Raw genomic sequence first — 17,390 nt, forward strand, 5'->3', positions numbered from 1 at the left:
TTTTTCTTCTTTTCCCCCCGCTGCCCCCCGGCCCCCCCCCCCCCCCCCGGGGCCCCGGCCCCCGGGGGGGGGCCCCCGGGGCCCGGTCGTGCGTGTCAGCAGATGCGCGGCAACTGCTCGCCCAGGGGCAGGTCCACCACGCGGGTGCCGCCCAGTCCGGTGGCGACCACGACCATCCCGGGGTGCTCGGCCACGCACTCGCCGATCACCTGAGCGCCGGCCCCCTGCGGGTGGGCCCGCATCGCCGCGAGGACCTCCTCCGCCGCCGACGGGGGCACGAAGGCGACCAGCCGCCCCTCGTTGGCCACGTACAGGGGGTCGAGCCCCAGGAATCCGCAGGCGTTCGCCACCGCGTCCGGCACCGGGATCGCGCGCTCGCTCAGCCGGACACCGGTTGCGGAGGCACGGGCGATCTCGTTGAGGGACGCGCCCAGCCCGCCCCGAGTCGGGTCGCGCAGCACATGGACGTCCGGTGTGACCGCCAGCATCGCCGCCACCAGGCCCGCGAGCGGCGCGGTGTCGCTGGCGACCTCGACACCGAACTCCAGCCCCTCGCGCACGCTCATGATCGCCACGCCGTGCAGCCCGATCGGGCCGCTGACGATGATCACGTCACCCGGCCGCGCCCGCCGGGGGCGGATGTCCACCCCGTCGGGCACGAGACCCACCCCGGCGGTGGTGACGTACACCCCGTCGCCGTGCCCGGACTCCACCACCTTGGTGTCGCCGGTGGCGATCGCGACCCCGGCCGCCTCGGCCGCCGCACCCATGGAACGCGCGATCCGCTCCACCACGGTCAGCTCCACGCCCTCCTCCAGCACGAAGGCGGCGGAGAGGTAGGAGGGCCGGGCACCGCTCATCGCCAGGTCGTTGACGGTGCCGTTGACCGCGAGGTCCCCGAGGCTGCCGCCGGGGAAGAACAGCGGCCTGACCACGTAGGAGTCGGTGGAGAACGCCAGCCGTGCGCCGCCCAGTTCGAGGACGGCGGAGTCGGTGAGGGCGGCCAGGGTGCTGTTGCCGTAGGCGGGCGCGAAGACCTGGTCCATCAGCTCCGCGGACAGCGCTCCGCCGCCGCCGTGCCCCATGACCACCACCGGCTGGTCGCGCAGCGGGGCGGGGCAGGTCCAGGCGGCCGGGTCGACCGTCTCGGCGAGTTGTTCAGCCAACGGGGTTCATCTCCTCGCGCGCGGTGGGGGCGGCCTGCGGCGCCGGGCCGCTCATCCGGCGGTACAGGTAGTAGGCCGCGCAGGCGCCCTCGTTGGAGACCATGGTGGCGCCGAGCGGGGTGCGCGGGGTGCAGGTGGTGCCGAACGCGGCGCACTCGGTGGGCTTGATCAGCCCTTGGAGCACCTCGCCGCTGCGGCACTCGGCGGGCTCCTCGGTGCGGATCCCCGCCACGTCGAAGCGGTGCTCGGCGTCATGGGCGCGGAAGGCGTCGGTCAGCCGCCAGCCGCTCGTGGGGATGCGCCCGATGCCGCGCCAGTTGCGGTCGGTGACCTCGAAGACCTCCTCGATCATGCGGATGGCCGCCGGATTGCCGTCGTCGCGCACCGCGCGCGCGTAGGCGTTCTCCACCCGGTGCTCGCCGCGTTCGAGCTGGCGGACCGCACGGCGGATGCCCTCCAGGATGTCCAGTGGCTCGAAGCCGGTGATCACGAGCGGGACGTCGAACCGCTCGGCGAGCCGCGGGTACTCGGCCGTGCCCATCACGCTGCACACATGGCCGGCGGCGAGGAAGCCCTGCACCCGGCAGACCGGGGACGTCATGATCGCCTCGATGGCCGGGGGAACCCGCACATGGGACACCAGCAGGCTGAAGTTGCCGAGGCCCTCACGGCGTGCCTGGTGGACGGCCATCGCGTTGGCGGGAGCGGTGGTCTCGAAGCCGATGGCGAAGAACACCACCTCCCGGTCCGGGTTGCGCCGGGCCAGCTCCAGGGCGTCCAGCGGCGAGTAGACCACCCGGACGTCACCGCCCTCGCCCTTGACCCGGAACAGGTCGCGGTCGGTGCCGGGCACGCGGAGCATGTCCCCGAACGAGCAGAAGATCACCTCGGGGCGCGCGGCGATCGCCAGCGCCTTGTCGATCACGTCCAGGGGCGTGACGCACACCGGACAGCCCGGACCGTGGATCAACTCCACCTGCTCGGGCAGCAGTTGGTCGATGCCGTGCCGGATGATGGAGTGGGTCTGGCCGCCGCACACCTCCATCAGGGCCCACGGCCGGGTGGCGGTGGCATGGATCTCGTCCAGCAGCCGGCGGGCCAGAGCCGGGTCGTTGAACTCATCGACGTACTTCACCGGACCTCACTCCCGTTCTCCTGCCGGGCCGCCTGCTCCCAGGCGTCCCCGAACTCCTCCTCCAGCAGGCCCAGTTCCTCGAACAGCTTGAGGGAGGCCAGGGCCGACTCCTCGTCCAGGCGCTGGAGCGCGAACCCGACGTGCACGATGACGTACTCACCCACCCGCACATCGGGGACGTACTCCAGGCACGCCTGTTTCTGCACTCCGCCGAAATCGATGAGCCCGGTGAGCGGGTCCGCGTCGCCGTCGATGGCCACGACCTTGCCGGGCACTGCCAAACACATGGGTCACTCCTCTTGTCGTACGTGCGCCGCGACCACCAGCTGGCCGAGGGCCAACCCGCCGTCGTTCGGGGGGACTTCGCCGTGCCGGAGCACCGTGAAGCCGGCCCCGTCGAGCAGCCGTGTGCACTCCTCCTCCAGCAGTGCGTTGGCGAAGACCCCGCCGCTGAGCGCGACGGTGCCCGGCCCTCCGCCCTGGCGGACCCGCCGGCAGATCTCCACGACGGCCCGCGCGAGGCCCCGGTGGAAGCGCGCCGCGAGCACGGGGGCCGGCGTGCCGCGCCGCAGGTCGCCGACGAGCGCGCGCAGCACGGGGGCGGGATCGCAGTCGCCGGCGGCCAGGCCGAAGGCGTACGCCGAGCCGTCCGCGTCCCAGGCCGAAGCCGCGGCGGCCTCCAGCTCCAGGGCGGCCTGCGCCTCGTACCGCGCGCGATGGCACACGCCCACCAGGGACGACACCGCGTCGAAGAGCCGCCCCGTGCTGGAGGTCGCCACGCAGGCCACGTTCCGGGTCAACTGCCTTGCCAACAGGTTCAGTTCCTCGGGGGTGCAGGCGGCGACGCAGGGCAGGTCGGCGTCCCATCGCTCGCCCGCCGCCCACAGCCGGGCCAGCGCCAGCCGGCAGGGGTTGGCCACGCCCGAGTCCCCGCCGGGGAGCGGGGCGGGGGTGATGCGGGCGAGGCGCCGGAAGCCCGCGTAGTCGGCGAGCAGGAACTCGCCGCCCCAGACCGTGCCGTCGTCGCCGTAGCCCGTGCCGTCGAACGCGACGCCGATCACGGGGGTCGTGCCGTCGAGTCCGTGCTCGGCCATGGCGGAGGCGATGTGCGCGTGGTGGTGCTGTACGAGCACCGGAGTGCGGCTGGGCAGCCGGGACGCCTCGCGGCGGGCCCAGCGCGCCGAGTGGTAGCCGGGGTGCCGGTCCGCGGCGACGAGTTCGGGGCCCACGCCGGTCAGCCGGCGCAGCTGCGACCCGGCCCGCCGGGCCGCCTCCAGGGTGGTCAGCTCGCCCATGTCGCCGATGTGCGGCCCGAACCAGGCCTGGTCGCCCTCGCCGAGGCACAGCGCGTTCTTGAGATCGCCGCCCACCGCGAGCGCCGGACGCACGGCCACCGGCAGGCGCACGGGACGGGGCACGTAGCCCCTCGACCGGCGCAGCACCTGCTCGGTGCCGTCGGGCCGCACCCGCAGCAGCGAGTCGTCGCAGGGCGAGGCGATGGGCCGGTCGTGCGCGAGCCAGGCGTCGGCCAGCCCCGCCAGCCGGGTCAGTGCCTCGTCGTCGTCCGTGACGATCGGCTCCCCTGAGCGGTTGCCGCTCGTCATGACCAGCACGCGCGGACCCGGTGCGTCACCGGGCAGCCCGAACAGCAGGGTGTGCACCGGGGTGTACGGCAGCATCACACCGAGGTGCGGGCTGCCGGGGCAGATCCCGGGGGCGAGCACGTCCCGCCCCGCTCGCCGGCGCAGCAGGACGATGGGGCGCCGGGGGCCGGTGAGGGCGGCCAGTTCCGCCGCGGAGGGCTCGGCGATCCGGTGTACGGCGTCGAGGTCCGCGCACATCACCGCGAACGGTTTGCCGCCGCGCTCCTTGCGGGCACGCAGTGTGTCGACGGCCCGTGCGTCGGTGGCGTCGCACGCCAAGTGGTAGCCGCCCAGTCCCTTCACGGCGACGATCCGCCCGGCGGCCAGCAGCGCACGGGCCGATGCGAGCGCGTCACCGTGACGGGACTCGGCGGCCGGCACCAGCCGCAGCCGGGGACCGCAGTCCGGGCAGGCCACGGGCTGCGCGTGGAAGCGGCGGTCGCCGGGATCGCCGTACTCCCGGGCGCAGGCCGGACACATCGGGAAGCCGGACATGGTCGTGACCGCACGGTCGTACGGCATCCCCGTGGCGATGGTGAAGCGGGGCCCGCAGTGCGTGCAGGTGACGAACGGGTGGCGGTGGCGGCGGTCGGCCGGGTCGGCCAGCTCCCGCAGGCAGTCGGCGCAGGTCGCCGTGTCCGGCGGGAGGAGGGTGCGGCCGGGGGAGCGGTCCGTGGAGCGGATGGTGAAGGCGTCGTCGGCGCCGGTGACGGGCAGGTCCTCCACCCCGACGCCGATCACCGCGGCCAGCGGCGGCGGCTGCGTGGCCAGCCGGTCGCAGAACTGGGTGACACCGTCCGGCGGGCCCTCCACCTCGATGAGCACGCCGCTCGCCGTGTTGCTCACGAACCCGGCCAGCGCGAGGTCCGTCGCCAGCCGGTGCACGAACGGGCGGAACCCGACGCCCTGCACCGTGCCGCTCACGGTGACCCGCCGCCGCACCGCCTGCGTGACGGGAGCCGTCATGAGGCGGGGCTCGCCGCGTGGACATGGCCGTGCGGATGCGGGGCGAGCGGCGGCCGGTGGACGGGGGCGCCGTCCCGCGCGGCGAGCACCCGCTCCAGCAGCGCGTCGACGCCCTCGCCGCTGCGGGCGCAGGAGCGCAGCACCTCCACACCGGGGTTCACCCGCAGCACATGCGCCTCGAAGGCGGCCGCGTCGAAGCCGGCCGGCTCGGCCAGATCCGTCTTGGTGAGCACCACCAGATGGGCGGAGCCGAACGCGGTCGGGTACTTCAGCGGCTTGTCCTCGCCCTCCGTCACCGCCATCAGCACGATCCGCAGGTTCTCGCCGAGGTCGTAGGCCGCGGGGCAGACGAGGTTGCCGACGTTCTCCACGAACAGCAGCGAGGTGTCCGCGGGCAGCCAAGTGTGCACATGGGCGGTCAGCTGACGGGCCTCCAGGTGGCACAGGCCGTCGGTCAGCAGCTGCTTCACCGGGACCCCCGACCGCGCCAGCCGGTCCGCGTCGTTCTCGGTCGCCAGGTCCGCGGTGAGCGCGGCCACCGGGATGCGCCGCTCCACCGCCCGGGCCAGCACCCGCCCGAGCAGTTCCGTCTTGCCGCTGCCCGGGCTGGACAGCAGGTTGACCACGCTCACCCCCCGCCGGGCCAGCTCCTCGCGCAGACTCGCGGCCAGACCGTCGTTCTTCGCCAGGACGGCCTGGGTGACCTCGTCCACGGACTCACACATGGGCGCTGCTCCTCGCGGTCGGTGCGTCACGGGCCGGGGTGCCGGTCCGCTACCGATCCTCCGCGCCGCCGCTCACCGTGGGCCGGAGCCCGGCCGGGGACAGGGCGGCGGATTCGTCCGGGCGGCTCAACGGGCCGGTGGACGCCGGGTCCGCGAGCAGCACCGGGACCACGGTGTGCAGCGCCGCCACGGCCTGCCGCACGGCCTCGTGCATCGTCTCGCTCATGCCCGGGGCGATGTCCTCGTCTCCGCGCGGCAGCAGCTCGGGCTCGCAGGCGAGCACGAGGACCCGCGGCAGCGGCTCGTCGCCGAGCCGGGCGGCCAGGGCCAGCACCTTCGCCGGGTCCATGCCGTGCGCCTCCGGCGGGGGACCGGCCGCGGCGCCGTCGGGCAGCTCCGGTTCGATCAGCGACAGGGTGCCGGGCCGCAGCCCCCGTGGCGCCGCGTCGACCAGCAACGCGACGTCGTAGCCGGCGAGCAGCTCGTAGGCGAGGTCCATCCCGCGGATGCCGAAGTCCCGCACCCGCACCTCGGGCGGCAGCGGACGCCGGTCCAGGGCGCGGATCACCTCCGGGCCGAAGGCGTCGTCGGCGAGGAAGATGTTGCCGACGCCCGCCACGAGCAGCCGCGTGCTCATCGGGCGTCCCCGGCGGCCAGCGGATGCACGGAGGCGCTCGGCTGCTTGCGGACGAACGCGGACCGCAGGGCGTGGTACGGGGCGTGCGGATCGAAGAAGATGTCCCGCATCCGGGCGAGTTCGGCCCGCCGGTACTCCGCGAGCGGCTGGCGCGCCTCGTCCGACTGACGTGCCGTCGCCTTCGCCGAGATCCGCCGCGCGAGGTCCGGGTCGTCTGCGAGCGCGGCCGCCAGGTGCCCGACCTCGGCGCCGAACTCCTGCGCCGACACGGCCACCAGATGGTCCACCAGCCCGATCCGCTCGGCCGTCGCCGCGCTCACCGGCAGCGCTTCGGTCATCAGCCGCCGGGCCTTCTCGCTGCCCACCCGGCGCGGCAGCGAGTATGTCCAGAACTCCGACCCGTACAGGCCCATCCGCCGGTAGTGCGGGTTGAGGACCGCGCCGGTGCGGCACCACACCTGGTCGGCGGCCAGCGCGAGCATCACCCCGCCGGCCGCCGCGTTGCCGCCGAGCGCCGCCACCACCAGACGGTCGGTCGTGCGCAGCACCGCCTCGATGAGGTCGTCCATGGCGTTGAGGTTGGTCCAGGACTCGCCCGCGCTGTCGGCCGCCGCCTCGATGACATTCAGGTGGATGCCGTTGGAGAAGAAGTCCCGGCAGCCGCCCAGGACCAGCACCCGGGTGGGGCGGGTGAGCGCGAACCGGTAGGCGGCGAGCAGCCTGCGGCAGTGCTCGGTGCTCATCGCCCCGCCGGGGAACGAGAAGTGCAGGAAGCCGGCGTCGCCGTCCTGGCTGTAGCGGATGTCGGTCCAGGTCTGCCGGTCGGGGGCCAGTTCGAGGGGGGCGGCGATCTCCGGGAGCCGCGGCTCCGACGGGCGCTGGAACGAGGCCAGCACCGAGGCCGCCGGGCGGCGGAACGGCGCCGGGTCACCGGAGCTCCTGCGCGGGCGCAGCTCCGGGATCCACACCGCGCCGTCCACGGTGGCCCGGCAGACCGCGCCGGACCGCGTCGCGAGCAGCTCGCCCGGTGCGCCGCGCAGCCGGTCCTCGGGATACCCGCCGTGCAGGAACACCTCCCGGCCGAGGACCTCGTCCAGGACCCCCGGCTGGGAGTCGGCGGCCCGCAGCTTGCGCAGCACCGTCCCGGTGTCGTCCTTGTCCCAGTCGATCCGCCGCTGCTCCTGGCGGAAGAAGTCCCGCCACCGTACGCGGATCGCCGGATCGTTCTGGTTCTGCGGCTTGAACGACCCTTCGGCGAATCGTTCCACCGCCAGCAGGACGGCGGCCGAGGCGGCGTCGGAGACCTCGCCCCGGTACAGGTCGCTCTTGCCCACGAGCGGCACGGGGTAGGTGCGGGCGGCCCACACCGCGCCCGCGTCCATCGCCGCCTCGGCCTGGAGCACGGTCACGCCCCAGTGGGACGCCTCCTCGGCGACCGCCCAGTCCAGGGAGGACGGGCCCCGGTCGCCGGGCGGTCCCGGATGAACGACGAGACAGGTGTGCTCCCGCCACACCTCCTCCGGCAGTGCCGTCTTGAGCATGGGGGCGATGATCAGTTCCGGGCGGGTCGCGCGCACGGCGGCCAGGACCGCCTCGGCGCCGTGCGAGGCGAGGACGACGTCCACCCGGTGCCCTCGGTCCGACAGTTCCGCGTACACGCGCTGAGACAGGCTGTTGAACGCGCTGGCGACGAGCAAGATCTCCATGACCGGGCATGTTGGCTCGTTTGGGGAAGGGCGAGAAGCACCACGGCGGCGTTTCGCCAACCTCCGCGCAAACTCATCCTCTGTTCGGATTACCTGCACGGTGGTGCCCCGCGCGGATGATTGCCTGCGCGGGGCACCGGACGACGGATCGGCCGTCAGGCGCAGAGCACCCGGGTCTCCGGGGTGAAGACCGGGCCGCCGCCGGTGTTCGTCGCGTCGCTGAACTCGGCGTAGTAGTACGAATAGAAGCCGATGTTGCCGTTGCAGCCCGAGTCGGCGGCGATCTGGAGGGTCAGCGTGACGGTCCGGCTCTGTCCGGGCGGGATCGTGGCCCCGTAGTTCGGGCCGAGGTTGCCGGGGCCGGTGCCGGAGCAGGGCGTGCTGCCGCTGGCGGTGGCCAGCGTGCATCCGGTGAAGCTGTACTTCAGGTCGGGCCGCTGGGTGGTGAGCCAGGTCGGCTCGATCGTCTGGTGGATGAACAGGACGTCGTACGTCTTGTTGTTCGTCAGCGTCATCGACAGCCGCACCGTACCGCCGGGCGTCGTGGTGGCGGAGTCGGTGGCGAACGTCAGGGCGGCCGGCGCGGGGTCGGCGCTCGCGCTGGGGGCCAGGCCGACGACGGCGAGCAGCAGACCGAGGACGGCGGAGAGACCGATGCGTCTCGTACGTGGTGATCGCATGGCCCGGGAGGCTAGGCAGCGCGGATCCCCGCCGTCTGCCCGGCGAGGCCGCACCGGTCCGGTGCTCGACCGGATGTGATCCCGATATGGAGAAGCCGTGGAATACCTGTGAAGTGGCTGTTCGGTCCGCGGGGGAACGTCCGCCGACTGCGAGGCCCCGCGGGCGATATTGGCGCGATACCGCACGCGCGGGGATTCAGGGTGCCTCACGTGGTCCGGATGTTCTCGGGCATCCGTCGATTTCCGGCCTGGCCCGGGCTCCGGGCCGATGCTCAGGACCCCGGCGGGTGCGGCCGATCAGCCACATCAGGTACGGCGCTCCGATCGCCGCCGTGAGTACGTATGCCGGGAGTTCGATCGGGGAGAACAGTTCGTGACGATCACGATCGTGCCAACCTCGCCCTCGCATCATGACCAGAAGACGCCCGGTCTCACTCGCCGGGCGGCTGTTGCGTCCACTCGGTGGTCCGCGACAGCTCCCGGGTGATCCGCTGCCAGACTCGGCCCAGCGGCGCGATGGGCAGATCGGCCGCGTCCACGCTGCGCGCGAGGACCACCACCCTTGCCATCCGCCGCAGTTGCTCCCGGCAGGGGCGACAGGTGGAGACGTGGCGCAGGGCTTCGGTGTCCTCGCTGAGGGTGGTGCTGCCCAGTGCCAGCTCCACCAGGCGCGCGGGCTCCAGGTGTGCCACCGTGCCCTCCGGTTCCCTTTGCTTTCTGCCTTGTCGCCGATTCCGGCACTGCTCTTCGGCTCTGCTCGCAGCGACTGGGTGCTCGGTGCCCTTTCAGGACTGTGGAGGCTCGGCGGTGACGATGAGATTGGACTGGTAGCCGCCCAGCCCGGGCCGGAACGGCGGCGCGCAGGTGATCAAGGTGAGGACCGGAGGGCCGACCCGGCGGAACAGGGAAGGCGGGAGCCTGTCCTTCGGCACCGTCGAACGTGAGACGACACGGTAGGTGGCCGGCCCTGCGCCGTCGCGGTGCACTTCGACCCGGTCGCCGGCCTTTACCTCGTAGAGGGCTGCGAACTCGCCGACGGCGCCGGTGTCGTTGTCCACGTGCCCGACGAGCACGGCCGATCCGTGGGCGCTCCCCGGGGCGGGGCCGAAGCGGTACCACCCGGTCACAGTGGGATCGCCGGGTACGGAGAGGGCGCCTTGGTCGTCCACCCCGACGGGACGAATCGCCGCGTCGATGCCGACGCCGGGCACCTGAACGCGTTCCGGCGCCGGGTCGTGACGCGAGACTTCGGACCGGTGTGCCGGGACGTCCACCACCCGTGTCGATGTGGCTGCCCGGGCAGGTGGTGGGGACGGGGTGGCTCCGAAGTCCGCAGGGCGCGGGACCGGCCCCGACGGTGACGGCTGCAGGGCGAGTACGGCCGTCAGGGCGGTGGCTGTCACCGCGAGGCCGGTCAGCCGCCGAGCGGCGTCAGTCACGCCGGCCGGCGACTCGGCGGGCGACCAGGATGCCCGTCGCCGTCACTGACACCGCGCCGACGGCAGCCCAGGCCAGCCACTGGCTGGAGGAGTTGGGGCTGATGGCGGCGCCGTCGCCGCCGGCGTGGGCGAGCTTGGGGGCTGATTCCATGCCGGTGAAGGTCTGGGTCGCCGGCGCCAGGTTCTTGTCGTCGGCGCTGCCCCAGGCGTAGACGACGTTGCTGGTGCCCTCCTTGAGGTTCAGGTCGGCCGGGCCGATGGCGACGGTGTCCGTGCCGGCGAGCACGACATCGGCGGAGACGGCGCCGGCGTCGACCTCGGCGGTGGCCTCCTTGGGATTCTCGAGGTTCTTGAAGACCGGCTGCCCGTTGGCCCGGACGTCCACGGCGGGTGCGGCGGCCACGTGACGTACAGTCAGCCGCGCCTGGCCCGCGGGGACGTTCGACACGTCGTTGACGAATGCCGTCAGCTGGGGCGTGCCGTCCGCGGAGAGATGGGCGGCGACGGTGGCGTTCGCTCCGGCAGGCACCTCGATCTTCTTCTCGATGGCCGGGGTGCCGTCGGGGCTCTTGCCCGCTTCGAAGACCTGGATGTCGTAGGTGCCCGCGGCCAGGGACTGGGGAGCGGTGACGGTGCCGGGTTTGAAGTCGCTGAGGAGTTCGTCGCCGTTGGCGTACACGTCGACCGTCAGCCCGGGCACGCCGTGGAAGACCGACACCATGGCCTTGTCGTCGGTGTCGGCGGAGCCGGCTGCCAGGGCGGGTGCGGTGACGCCGAGCGCCAGTGCGCACGTGCCGGCCGTGGCGGCGATGGCGAAGGGGAATCGGGAGGTCATGGGGAACATCCCTTCGGGGAGTGGTCCGCTGAGTGTGAGGACTTGTCCGTGTTTCTTGCGCCGGTGCCGAGACGGATGCGGGCGAGGCCGTTGTGTCGGCCCGGCCTATGCGGGCGGTCCTTCGGCGTGGCTCTGTTCGAGCACCCGGTGCAGACGGTGCAGGCCGCGGCGGGCGTGGCTTTTCACGGTGCCCAGCGGCATGCCGGTCCGCTCGGCGATCTGGGCGTGCGTCAGGTCGTCGTAGAAGGCCAGACACAACACCTGTCGCTGGGGCCGGGGCAGCCGCGACAGTTCGTCCACCAGCAGGACACGGTCCACCACGTCGTGCGGTGACCGGCCGTCGGGAAGCGGCGTTCCCGCCTTGCGGGCTTCTGCGTCGATCAGGGCCAGACGCCTCGTCCTGGCCGCCAGTGCGTCGACGATCTTGCGGCGGGTGATGCCGACGAGCCAGGCGCCCAGAGAGCCGCGCTCCGGACGGAATCCTGCCCGTCCGCGCCACGCGCCGATGAACACCTGCTGGGTGATGTCCTCGGCCTCGTAGGAGTCGCCCAGCGATCGGGTGGCCATGGTGTGGACGAGGGAGGCCCAGCGCCGGTAGATCGCCGCGAACGCGTCCTCGTCGGAGGCTTGCAGACCGCGGGCGAGCTCGTCCTCGTAGAGGGTCTCTTCCGTCGGCGCGGCGCCGGCGGGTGACGCGAGGGAGGTGGCTGATCGCGTCTTGGTGCTCATGACCCGGTTCCTCCTGCCGTTCCTCATGTGCCGGGGGTCAGGCAGACAGTCCGGCGAGCCGCAGTGGTCGCCGTGCGTGCCGCGCTGACCGGCGCGTTTGCCAGTCTGATCGGCAGAAACGACGCAAACAACATGCGTCGTTTGTGCGTCGTACACTGAGGGAATGAGCAGTAGCGACGACTGGGACCCGGGGCGCGCGGCCGGACTGACGACCGGCGAGGTGGCCAGGCGGCTCGGGGTGGCGCCCACCACGGTCCGGTCGTGGGACCGCCGCTATGGCCTCGGTCCCGACGCCCACACCGGCGGCAGGCATCGCCGCTGGAGGCCCGCGGACGTGGCGCGGCTGGAGCGCATGTGCGCCTTGACGGCGACGGGGCTTCCCCCTGCCGAGGCAGCGCGTCTGGCACGCGAGGAAAAGCCGCCGGGCGGCGAGAAGCCGCTGGGCGACGAAGAGCCGCCGGGCGACGAAGAGCCGCCGGGCGACGAAGAGCCGTTGAAGAGCGACCGGGTCAGGCGGCGTGCCGCTCCGCCACCGCCACCGCGAACGCCGGCTCGCGGGCACCGCCAGGCCGGCAGCGGCCTCCGGCTGGGCAGCGTGCGCCAGGAGTGCAAGGGAGTGGCCCGTGCGGCTCTGCGTCTCGACGCCACCGCTCTGCATCAACTGCTGGCGGGCGCGATCGAGGAGCACGGCCTCATCGCCGCCTGGACAGAGGTGATCATGCCGACGCTGCAGGCGGTCGGCCGCAAGTGGGAGAGTTCGGGCGAGCGGTACGTCGAGGTCGAACACTTCCTGTCGTGGCATGTCTCCGGTGCGCTGAGGCGCAGCGCACCACCCGACGTGGCTGACCGGCCGGGCGCCGTCACCCTGCTGGCCTGTGTACCGGGGGAGAATCACACACTGCCGCTGGAGGTGCTCGCCGCCGCACTCGCCGAGCGTGGTGTCCCCGTGCGCATGTTCGGCGGAGCCGTGCCCGCGGAGTCGCTGGTGGCGGCGGTGCGCAGGACCGGACCGTCCGCGGTGTGCCTTTGGGCGCAGTCGCGTACGACCGCCAGCTGGCCACTGGCCCAACACGTGTCCGCCATGGAGTGGGGGATGCGCGGCGCTCGCAGGAGGCCCGCAGTTCTGCCCCTCGGACCCGGCTGGGCCGGCCATACGGTGCCCGGTCTGCTGCCGCGCCCGACAGGGCTGGCGGAGGCCGTGGCGGCGGTGGAGTCGTTGGTGCCGGGGTGACCGGATCGGGTGGGCCACGAGCTCGCCCGGCGAAATGCACCGGACGGTCCGTCGGCATGGGCAACCGCGCCGCGCGCGAGGTGTTCGACGAGCGTGCGGCAAGAGATGACCCGCGTGGCTGAGGCCGCGTCGAGCAGGTGCGGTCCGGATGCATCCAGGAGCGGTCGGCGGGCGGAAGACACGGCACGGAAAAAGCGAGGGCCCCTGCCCGGGACCCGACTGCCGCTTACGACACTCGAGGTCCGGAGCGAGGCGTGAACATCAACGGCCCGCGCGTGCTGGTGGCCGGCGCCACCGGCGTTCTCGGCAGCGCTCTCACAGCCGAACTGGCCGCGCGGGGAGCCCGCCCGGCTCTCGCCGGACGCGACGCGGCCCGGCCGGCCCGGGCCGCTCGCGCCCACCCGGGGTCTCCGACGGCGGATCTCGACGCGTACGACCCGTCGTCCTGCGCGCGTGCGGTCCACGCCGTCACCGCCGAGTTCAGGGGCCTCGACGCCGTCGTCACTGCCTTCGGTGCCGTGGGCTTCGGCACCCGTCCCGAGGTGGACGACGCGGTCGCCGAGTATCTGACGGCGGGCAACTTCCTCGCCCCCGCCGCATTCTTCCGTGCCGCGACACAAGTCCTGCCACCCCACTCGGTGATCGCCGCCTTCACCGGAGTGGTGGCCGAGCAGCCGCAGCCACGGATGGCCGACTACAGCGCTTCGAAGGCGGCACTGAGCGCATGGCTCGCCGCCGCCCGCCGCGAGACGCGGGGCGTCGGCGTGCAGGTGCTGGATGTGCGGCCGGGCCACCTCGACACCGGTCTGGCCGACCGGTCCGTCGCGGGAACGGCCCCGCCCCTGCCCCCGGGAGGCGACTCCGGTCAGGTCGTCAAGGCGGTCGTCGACGCGATGGAGTCGGACGCCGAAGCCGTGCGCACGACTCCCGGCGGAGCGGCCGTCGTCGAGCGGCGGGCCAGGTGAGCCGGCCCGCCACCCTTCCCGATCAGAGGTCCGACGTGGTCATCGTGGGCGGCGGGGCGGCCGGCCTCTGCCTCGCCCATCAGCTGACCGCGGCCGCGACCACCACCCGTTCCGTCATCGTGGTGGAGCCGCCCGAAGGGCCGACACGGACTCCCGAACGCACCTGGTGCTTCTGGGACGAAGGCACGTGCGACTTCGACGAAGCGATCAGCGCCTCCTGGTCCCGCCTGCGGGTCCACGCCACCGACGGCAGACAGGTCACGGTCGACCCGGTTCCGCTGCGCTACCGCATGCTGCGGTCGACGCGGTTCGAGCGGCTCGTGCACGCCCGGCTGGCCGCACACCCCGGCGCGCGCGTCCTGCGTGCCACAGCCGGTGCCGTTCGGGACACCGCCGACGGGGCGGCCGTCAGCTGCGTTGCATCCGACGGGCGGCAGCTGACCCTGCACGCCCGCCATGTCTTCGACTCGCGTCCCCTGCACGCCCTGCCCCCGGCCCGCACATGCCTGGTGCAGCACTTCCGCGGCTGGTTCGTGCGCACGGCCGCACAGCGTTTCGACCCCACGGTCGCCGACCTGATGGACTTCCGGGTCCCGCAGCCACGGCACGGCCTCGCCTTCGGCTATGTGCTGCCCCTCGCGTCCGACCGTGCCCTCGTCGAGTACACCGAGTTCTCCCGTGCCCCGTTGACCACCGCGGCGTACGAGTCGTCGCTCGGCCACTACTGCCGAGACGTCCTGCGCCTGGGCACGTTCACGGTGGAAGCGGCGGAGCAGGGCGCCATCCCCATGACCGACGCCCGCTTCCCGCGTCGGATCGGCCCCGCCGTCTTCCGTATCGGCACGGCCGGCGGCGCGACCCGCCCCGCAACCGGCTACACCTTCGCCGCCGCGCAACGCCAGAGCCGGGCCATCGTCGCCGCCCTGGAAACCGGGCGCCCCCTGATCCCCCCGCCCCACGGACGACGGGCCCTGGCCATGGACGCGGTACTCCTGCGAGCGCTGGACACAGGCCGGATCGATGGGCCCGACCTTTTCACCGCCCTGTTCAGCCGCGTCCCCGCAAAACGGCTGCTCCGCTTCCTGGACGGTGCGACCACGCTCCGGGAGGAGTGGGCCATCGGACTGCGCACCCCGATCGGCCCGATGCTGCGCACCGCCGTCGAACTTCCCCTGCTGCCCCGCCACTTCCGTCCCGCACCCCGAACCGCGGAGAGCACCTCATGACACTGCTGCGCGACGACGACCAGGCACGCGCCTTCGACCACGCGTCCCGTACCTACGACCGCCTCACGGCGCTCAACCCCGGATACCGCACCGAACTCCTGCGCTCGGCGCGCCGGCTTCGGCTGCCCGACGAGGGTGAGGGCCTGCACGTACTCGATCTCGGCTGCGGCACCGGAGCCTCCACCCGGGCCCTGCTGCGGGCCGCGCCCCGAGCCCGCGTCACCGCCGTCGACGCCTCGTCCGGGATGCTGCAACGCGCGCTGGCCAAGCCGTGGCCCGCACAGGTGCGTTTCCGCCAGCTGAGAGCCGAGGACGTGGCGACGGCCGGGGAAGGGCCCTTCGACGCGGTCTTCGCGGCCTACCTGTTCCGCAACGTCACCGACACGGACCAGGTCCTGCAGATCCTCAGGGCCTTGCTGCGACCGGGCGGCCGCCTCGCCGTCCACGAGTACAGCCTCAGCGGCTCGCGCGTGGACCGCGCCCTGTGGCGTGCCGTGTGCCAAGGGGTGATCGTCCCGGCGGGCACACTCACCGGGGACGGCGCCCTGTACCGCCACCTGTGCCACAGCGTCCTCGCCTTCGACACCGCACCCGCCTTCACCGACCGGCTGACGCGCAACGGGTTCACGGACGGACGCGCCGTCCCCGTCGGCGGGTGGCAGACCGGCATCGTGCACACCTTCCTCGCCCGCAACGGCCGTGCCGCCCACACGGAGCCGGCCCGATGACCGGCCATGCCCGCACCGGCGTCCGCAGGGGCCGAGACCGTAAAGCCGAACGGCTGACGCCCGAACCCGGCCGGGACCGGTTCGCGCGCGGGGACGAGCCGTCCGTCGCCGTGGTCGGCGGCGGCATCGCGGGTCTCGCCGCGGCAACCCTGCTGGCCGAACGCGGCGCTCGCGTGACCCTCCACGAACGGCAGGAGTCCCTCGGCGGCCGTCTCGCCGGCCACCGAATCCGCCTCGCTGACGGCTCCGTCGTGACCATGAGCCGTGGCTTCCACGCCTTCTTCCGCCAGTACTACAACCTGCGTGGACTGCTGCGGCGCACCGATACCGCCCTGGCGCGGCTCACGCCCCTGGCCGACTACCCCCTGCGGCACAGCGGCGGCCTGAGCGACAGCTTCGCCCGTGTCCCGCGGACACCTCCTCTCAGCGCCCTCGGATTCGTGGTGCTCAGTCCCACCTTCGGCTGGCGTGACCTCGCGGCCATGGACGCCCGGGCAGCGCTGCCGCTGCTCGACGTGCGCGTGCCCGAGGTGTACGACCGCTTCGACCACGTAGGCGCCACGGATTTCCTGGAACGGGTCCGCTTCCCGCAGGCCGCGCACCACTTGGCGTTCGAGGTGTTCTCGCGCAGCTTCTTCGCCGACCCGCGCGAGCTGTCCGCCGCCGAACTGCTGCTGATGTTCCACATCTACTTCCTCGGCTCGGCCGAGGGGCTGCTCTTCGACGTACCGACCGAGCCTTTCCCACAGGCACTCTGGGAGCCGCTGGCCGACTACCTCCTGAGCCTCGGCGCCACGGTCCGTGCCGGCACCCCCGTCCACGCCGTCCACCCACGTGAGGGGGGCGGAGCCACCGTGCACACCGACACCGGTGCCACCGCTCACGACGCGGTGGTGCTCGCCCTCGACACCGCAGGACTGCGGCAGGTCGTGGCCGCATCCCCCACCCTCGGCACGGCCGCCTGGCGCGCCGACGTCGCCGCCCTGCGCAGCGCCCCGCCGTTCCTCGTCTCCAGGCTCTGGCTCGACCGGCCCGTCCGCGGCGACCGTCCGGGATTCCTCGGCACCAGCGGCTACGGCGACCTCGACAACGTCAGCGTCCTGAACCGGTACGAGGGCGAGGCCGCCCGCTGGGCCGCCCGGAACGGGGGATCGGTGGTGGAGTTGCATGCCTACGCCGTAGCCGATGCGCACCAGGGCCGGGTACAGGACCAGCTCGTGCACCAACTCCACTCGGTGTATCCGGAGACCCGTGAAGCGCGCGTCGTCGACGCCCGGCACGAATGGCGCGCCGACTGCCCGCTCTTTCCCGTCGCGTCCCATCAGCGGCGTCCGCCGGTGCGCACGCCGCATCCCTGGCTGACGCTGGCCGGAGACGCGATCCGCTGCGACCTGCCCGTGGCACTGATGGAACGCGCGGCCACCACCGGCTTCCTGGCGGCCAACACCCTGCTCGCTCCCTGGGGTGTACAGGGCCAGGTCCTGTGGACGGTGCCCCGGGCGGGCCGCTCCCCGGCGCTGCGCGCACTCGGCCGGCTGGCCGCACGCTGAACCCGTACCGCCTGGCGCGGGGTGTCGGC

The 17,390-nt window shown here is 73.2% G+C and carries 17 protein-coding genes; 5 read left to right on the top strand and 12 right to left on the bottom strand.

The window, feature by feature from the left end:
• Positions 1-95: 95 nt before the first annotated feature.
• The 12 genes from hypE to ACIRD7_RS14770 all read right to left on the bottom strand — a co-directional run bounded on the left by hypE (position 96) and on the right by ACIRD7_RS14770 (position 11,661).
• Complete coding sequence (hypE, locus tag ACIRD7_RS14715) at positions 96-1,166, bottom strand: hydrogenase expression/formation protein HypE (protein WP_403453195.1); 1,071 nt, start codon at positions 1,164-1,166, stop codon at positions 96-98.
• Complete coding sequence (hypD, locus tag ACIRD7_RS14720; RefSeq protein ID WP_403453196.1) at positions 1,159-2,301, bottom strand: hydrogenase formation protein HypD; 1,143 nt, start codon at positions 2,299-2,301, stop codon at positions 1,159-1,161. Before hypD ends, hypE begins: the two co-directional genes overlap by 8 nt.
• Entirely contained in the window at positions 2,298-2,588 is a 291-nt protein-coding gene (locus ACIRD7_RS14725; RefSeq protein WP_403453197.1) for a HypC/HybG/HupF family hydrogenase formation chaperone, read from the bottom strand. The genes hypD and ACIRD7_RS14725 overlap by 4 nt, the downstream gene beginning before the upstream one ends.
• Before the next feature lie 3 nt (positions 2,589-2,591).
• Positions 2,592-4,910, bottom strand: coding sequence for a carbamoyltransferase HypF (gene hypF, locus ACIRD7_RS14730; protein ID WP_403453198.1), 2,319 nt, complete (start codon positions 4,908-4,910; stop codon positions 2,592-2,594).
• Positions 4,907-5,635, bottom strand: coding sequence for a hydrogenase nickel incorporation protein HypB (gene hypB, locus ACIRD7_RS14735; RefSeq protein WP_403453199.1), 729 nt, complete (start codon positions 5,633-5,635; stop codon positions 4,907-4,909). Before hypB ends, hypF begins: the two co-directional genes overlap by 4 nt.
• Positions 5,636-5,684: 49 nt before the next feature.
• Positions 5,685-6,272: a hydrogenase maturation protease gene (locus tag ACIRD7_RS14740; RefSeq protein WP_403453200.1), complete on the bottom strand. Its 588-nt coding sequence runs from the start codon at positions 6,270-6,272 to the stop codon at positions 5,685-5,687.
• The gene (locus ACIRD7_RS14745; RefSeq protein ID WP_403453201.1) at positions 6,269-7,978 is read right to left on the bottom strand and encodes an enoyl-CoA hydratase-related protein; all 1,710 of its coding nucleotides are present in this window, start codon (positions 7,976-7,978) and stop codon (positions 6,269-6,271) included. Before ACIRD7_RS14745 ends, ACIRD7_RS14740 begins: the two co-directional genes overlap by 4 nt.
• A 155-nt stretch (positions 7,979-8,133) precedes the next feature.
• The gene (locus ACIRD7_RS14750) at positions 8,134-8,658 is read right to left on the bottom strand and encodes a hypothetical protein (RefSeq protein ID WP_403453202.1); all 525 of its coding nucleotides are present in this window, start codon (positions 8,656-8,658) and stop codon (positions 8,134-8,136) included.
• A 431-nt stretch (positions 8,659-9,089) separates the two neighbouring features.
• Complete coding sequence (locus tag ACIRD7_RS14755; RefSeq protein WP_403453203.1) at positions 9,090-9,350, bottom strand: hypothetical protein; 261 nt, start codon at positions 9,348-9,350, stop codon at positions 9,090-9,092.
• 93 nt (positions 9,351-9,443) lie between these two features.
• The gene (locus ACIRD7_RS14760) at positions 9,444-10,097 is read right to left on the bottom strand and encodes a class F sortase (protein ID WP_403453204.1); all 654 of its coding nucleotides are present in this window, start codon (positions 10,095-10,097) and stop codon (positions 9,444-9,446) included.
• Positions 10,090-10,932, bottom strand: coding sequence for a DUF4397 domain-containing protein (locus ACIRD7_RS14765; RefSeq protein WP_403453205.1), 843 nt, complete (start codon positions 10,930-10,932; stop codon positions 10,090-10,092). Before ACIRD7_RS14765 ends, ACIRD7_RS14760 begins: the two co-directional genes overlap by 8 nt.
• A 105-nt stretch (positions 10,933-11,037) precedes the next feature.
• Positions 11,038-11,661 carry an RNA polymerase sigma factor gene (locus tag ACIRD7_RS14770; protein WP_403453206.1) on the bottom strand — a complete coding sequence of 208 codons (624 nt, stop codon included), beginning with the start codon at positions 11,659-11,661 and terminating at the stop codon, positions 11,038-11,040.
• A 163-nt stretch (positions 11,662-11,824) separates the two neighbouring features.
• Here ACIRD7_RS14770 and ACIRD7_RS14775 point away from each other — a divergent pair, with 163 nt between their 5' ends.
• The 5 genes from ACIRD7_RS14775 (at position 11,825) to ACIRD7_RS14795 (ending at position 17,361) form a co-directional block, all read left to right on the top strand.
• The gene (locus ACIRD7_RS14775; RefSeq protein WP_403453207.1) at positions 11,825-12,892 is read left to right on the top strand and encodes a MerR family transcriptional regulator; all 1,068 of its coding nucleotides are present in this window, start codon (positions 11,825-11,827) and stop codon (positions 12,890-12,892) included.
• A 254-nt stretch (positions 12,893-13,146) separates the two neighbouring features.
• Positions 13,147-13,857, top strand: coding sequence for an SDR family NAD(P)-dependent oxidoreductase (locus tag ACIRD7_RS14780; protein WP_403453208.1), 711 nt, complete (start codon positions 13,147-13,149; stop codon positions 13,855-13,857).
• Positions 13,858-13,892: 35 nt separating this feature from the next.
• Entirely contained in the window at positions 13,893-15,083 is a 1,191-nt protein-coding gene (locus ACIRD7_RS14785; RefSeq protein ID WP_403453209.1) for a lycopene cyclase family protein, read from the top strand.
• Entirely contained in the window at positions 15,080-15,811 is a 732-nt protein-coding gene (locus ACIRD7_RS14790) for a methyltransferase domain-containing protein (RefSeq protein ID WP_403453210.1), read from the top strand. The genes ACIRD7_RS14785 and ACIRD7_RS14790 overlap by 4 nt, the downstream gene beginning before the upstream one ends.
• The gene (locus ACIRD7_RS14795; RefSeq protein ID WP_403453211.1) at positions 15,808-17,361 is read left to right on the top strand and encodes an FAD-dependent oxidoreductase; all 1,554 of its coding nucleotides are present in this window, start codon (positions 15,808-15,810) and stop codon (positions 17,359-17,361) included. Before ACIRD7_RS14790 ends, ACIRD7_RS14795 begins: the two co-directional genes overlap by 4 nt.
• Positions 17,362-17,390: the final 29 nt, after the last annotated feature.

The organism is Streptomyces sp. NPDC093568, from assembly GCF_044764945.1.
Classification (GTDB): Bacteria; Actinomycetota; Actinomycetes; order Streptomycetales; family Streptomycetaceae; genus Streptomyces.

Excerpts from the sequence above, each read along its gene's own strand:
- ACIRD7_RS14725 (WP_403453197.1), bottom strand. The coding sequence starts at position 2,588 with ATGTGTTTGGCAGTGCCCGGCAAGGTCGTGGCCATCGACGGCGACGCG.
- hypF (WP_403453198.1), bottom strand. The coding sequence starts at position 4,910 with ATGACGGCTCCCGTCACGCAGGCGGTGCGGCGGCGGGTCACCGTGAGC.
- hypB (WP_403453199.1), bottom strand. The coding sequence starts at position 5,635 with ATGTGTGAGTCCGTGGACGAGGTCACCCAGGCCGTCCTGGCGAAGAAC.
- ACIRD7_RS14740 (WP_403453200.1), bottom strand. The coding sequence starts at position 6,272 with ATGAGCACGCGGCTGCTCGTGGCGGGCGTCGGCAACATCTTCCTCGCC.
- ACIRD7_RS14745 (WP_403453201.1), bottom strand. The coding sequence starts at position 7,978 with ATGGAGATCTTGCTCGTCGCCAGCGCGTTCAACAGCCTGTCTCAGCGC.
- ACIRD7_RS14750 (WP_403453202.1), bottom strand. The coding sequence starts at position 8,658 with ATGCGATCACCACGTACGAGACGCATCGGTCTCTCCGCCGTCCTCGGT.
- ACIRD7_RS14765 (WP_403453205.1), bottom strand. The coding sequence starts at position 10,932 with ATGACCTCCCGATTCCCCTTCGCCATCGCCGCCACGGCCGGCACGTGC.
- ACIRD7_RS14770 (WP_403453206.1), bottom strand. The coding sequence starts at position 11,661 with ATGAGCACCAAGACGCGATCAGCCACCTCCCTCGCGTCACCCGCCGGC.
- ACIRD7_RS14775 (WP_403453207.1), top strand. The coding sequence starts at position 11,825 with ATGAGCAGTAGCGACGACTGGGACCCGGGGCGCGCGGCCGGACTGACG.
- ACIRD7_RS14790 (WP_403453210.1), top strand. The coding sequence starts at position 15,080 with ATGACACTGCTGCGCGACGACGACCAGGCACGCGCCTTCGACCACGCG.
- ACIRD7_RS14795 (WP_403453211.1), top strand. The coding sequence starts at position 15,808 with ATGACCGGCCATGCCCGCACCGGCGTCCGCAGGGGCCGAGACCGTAAA.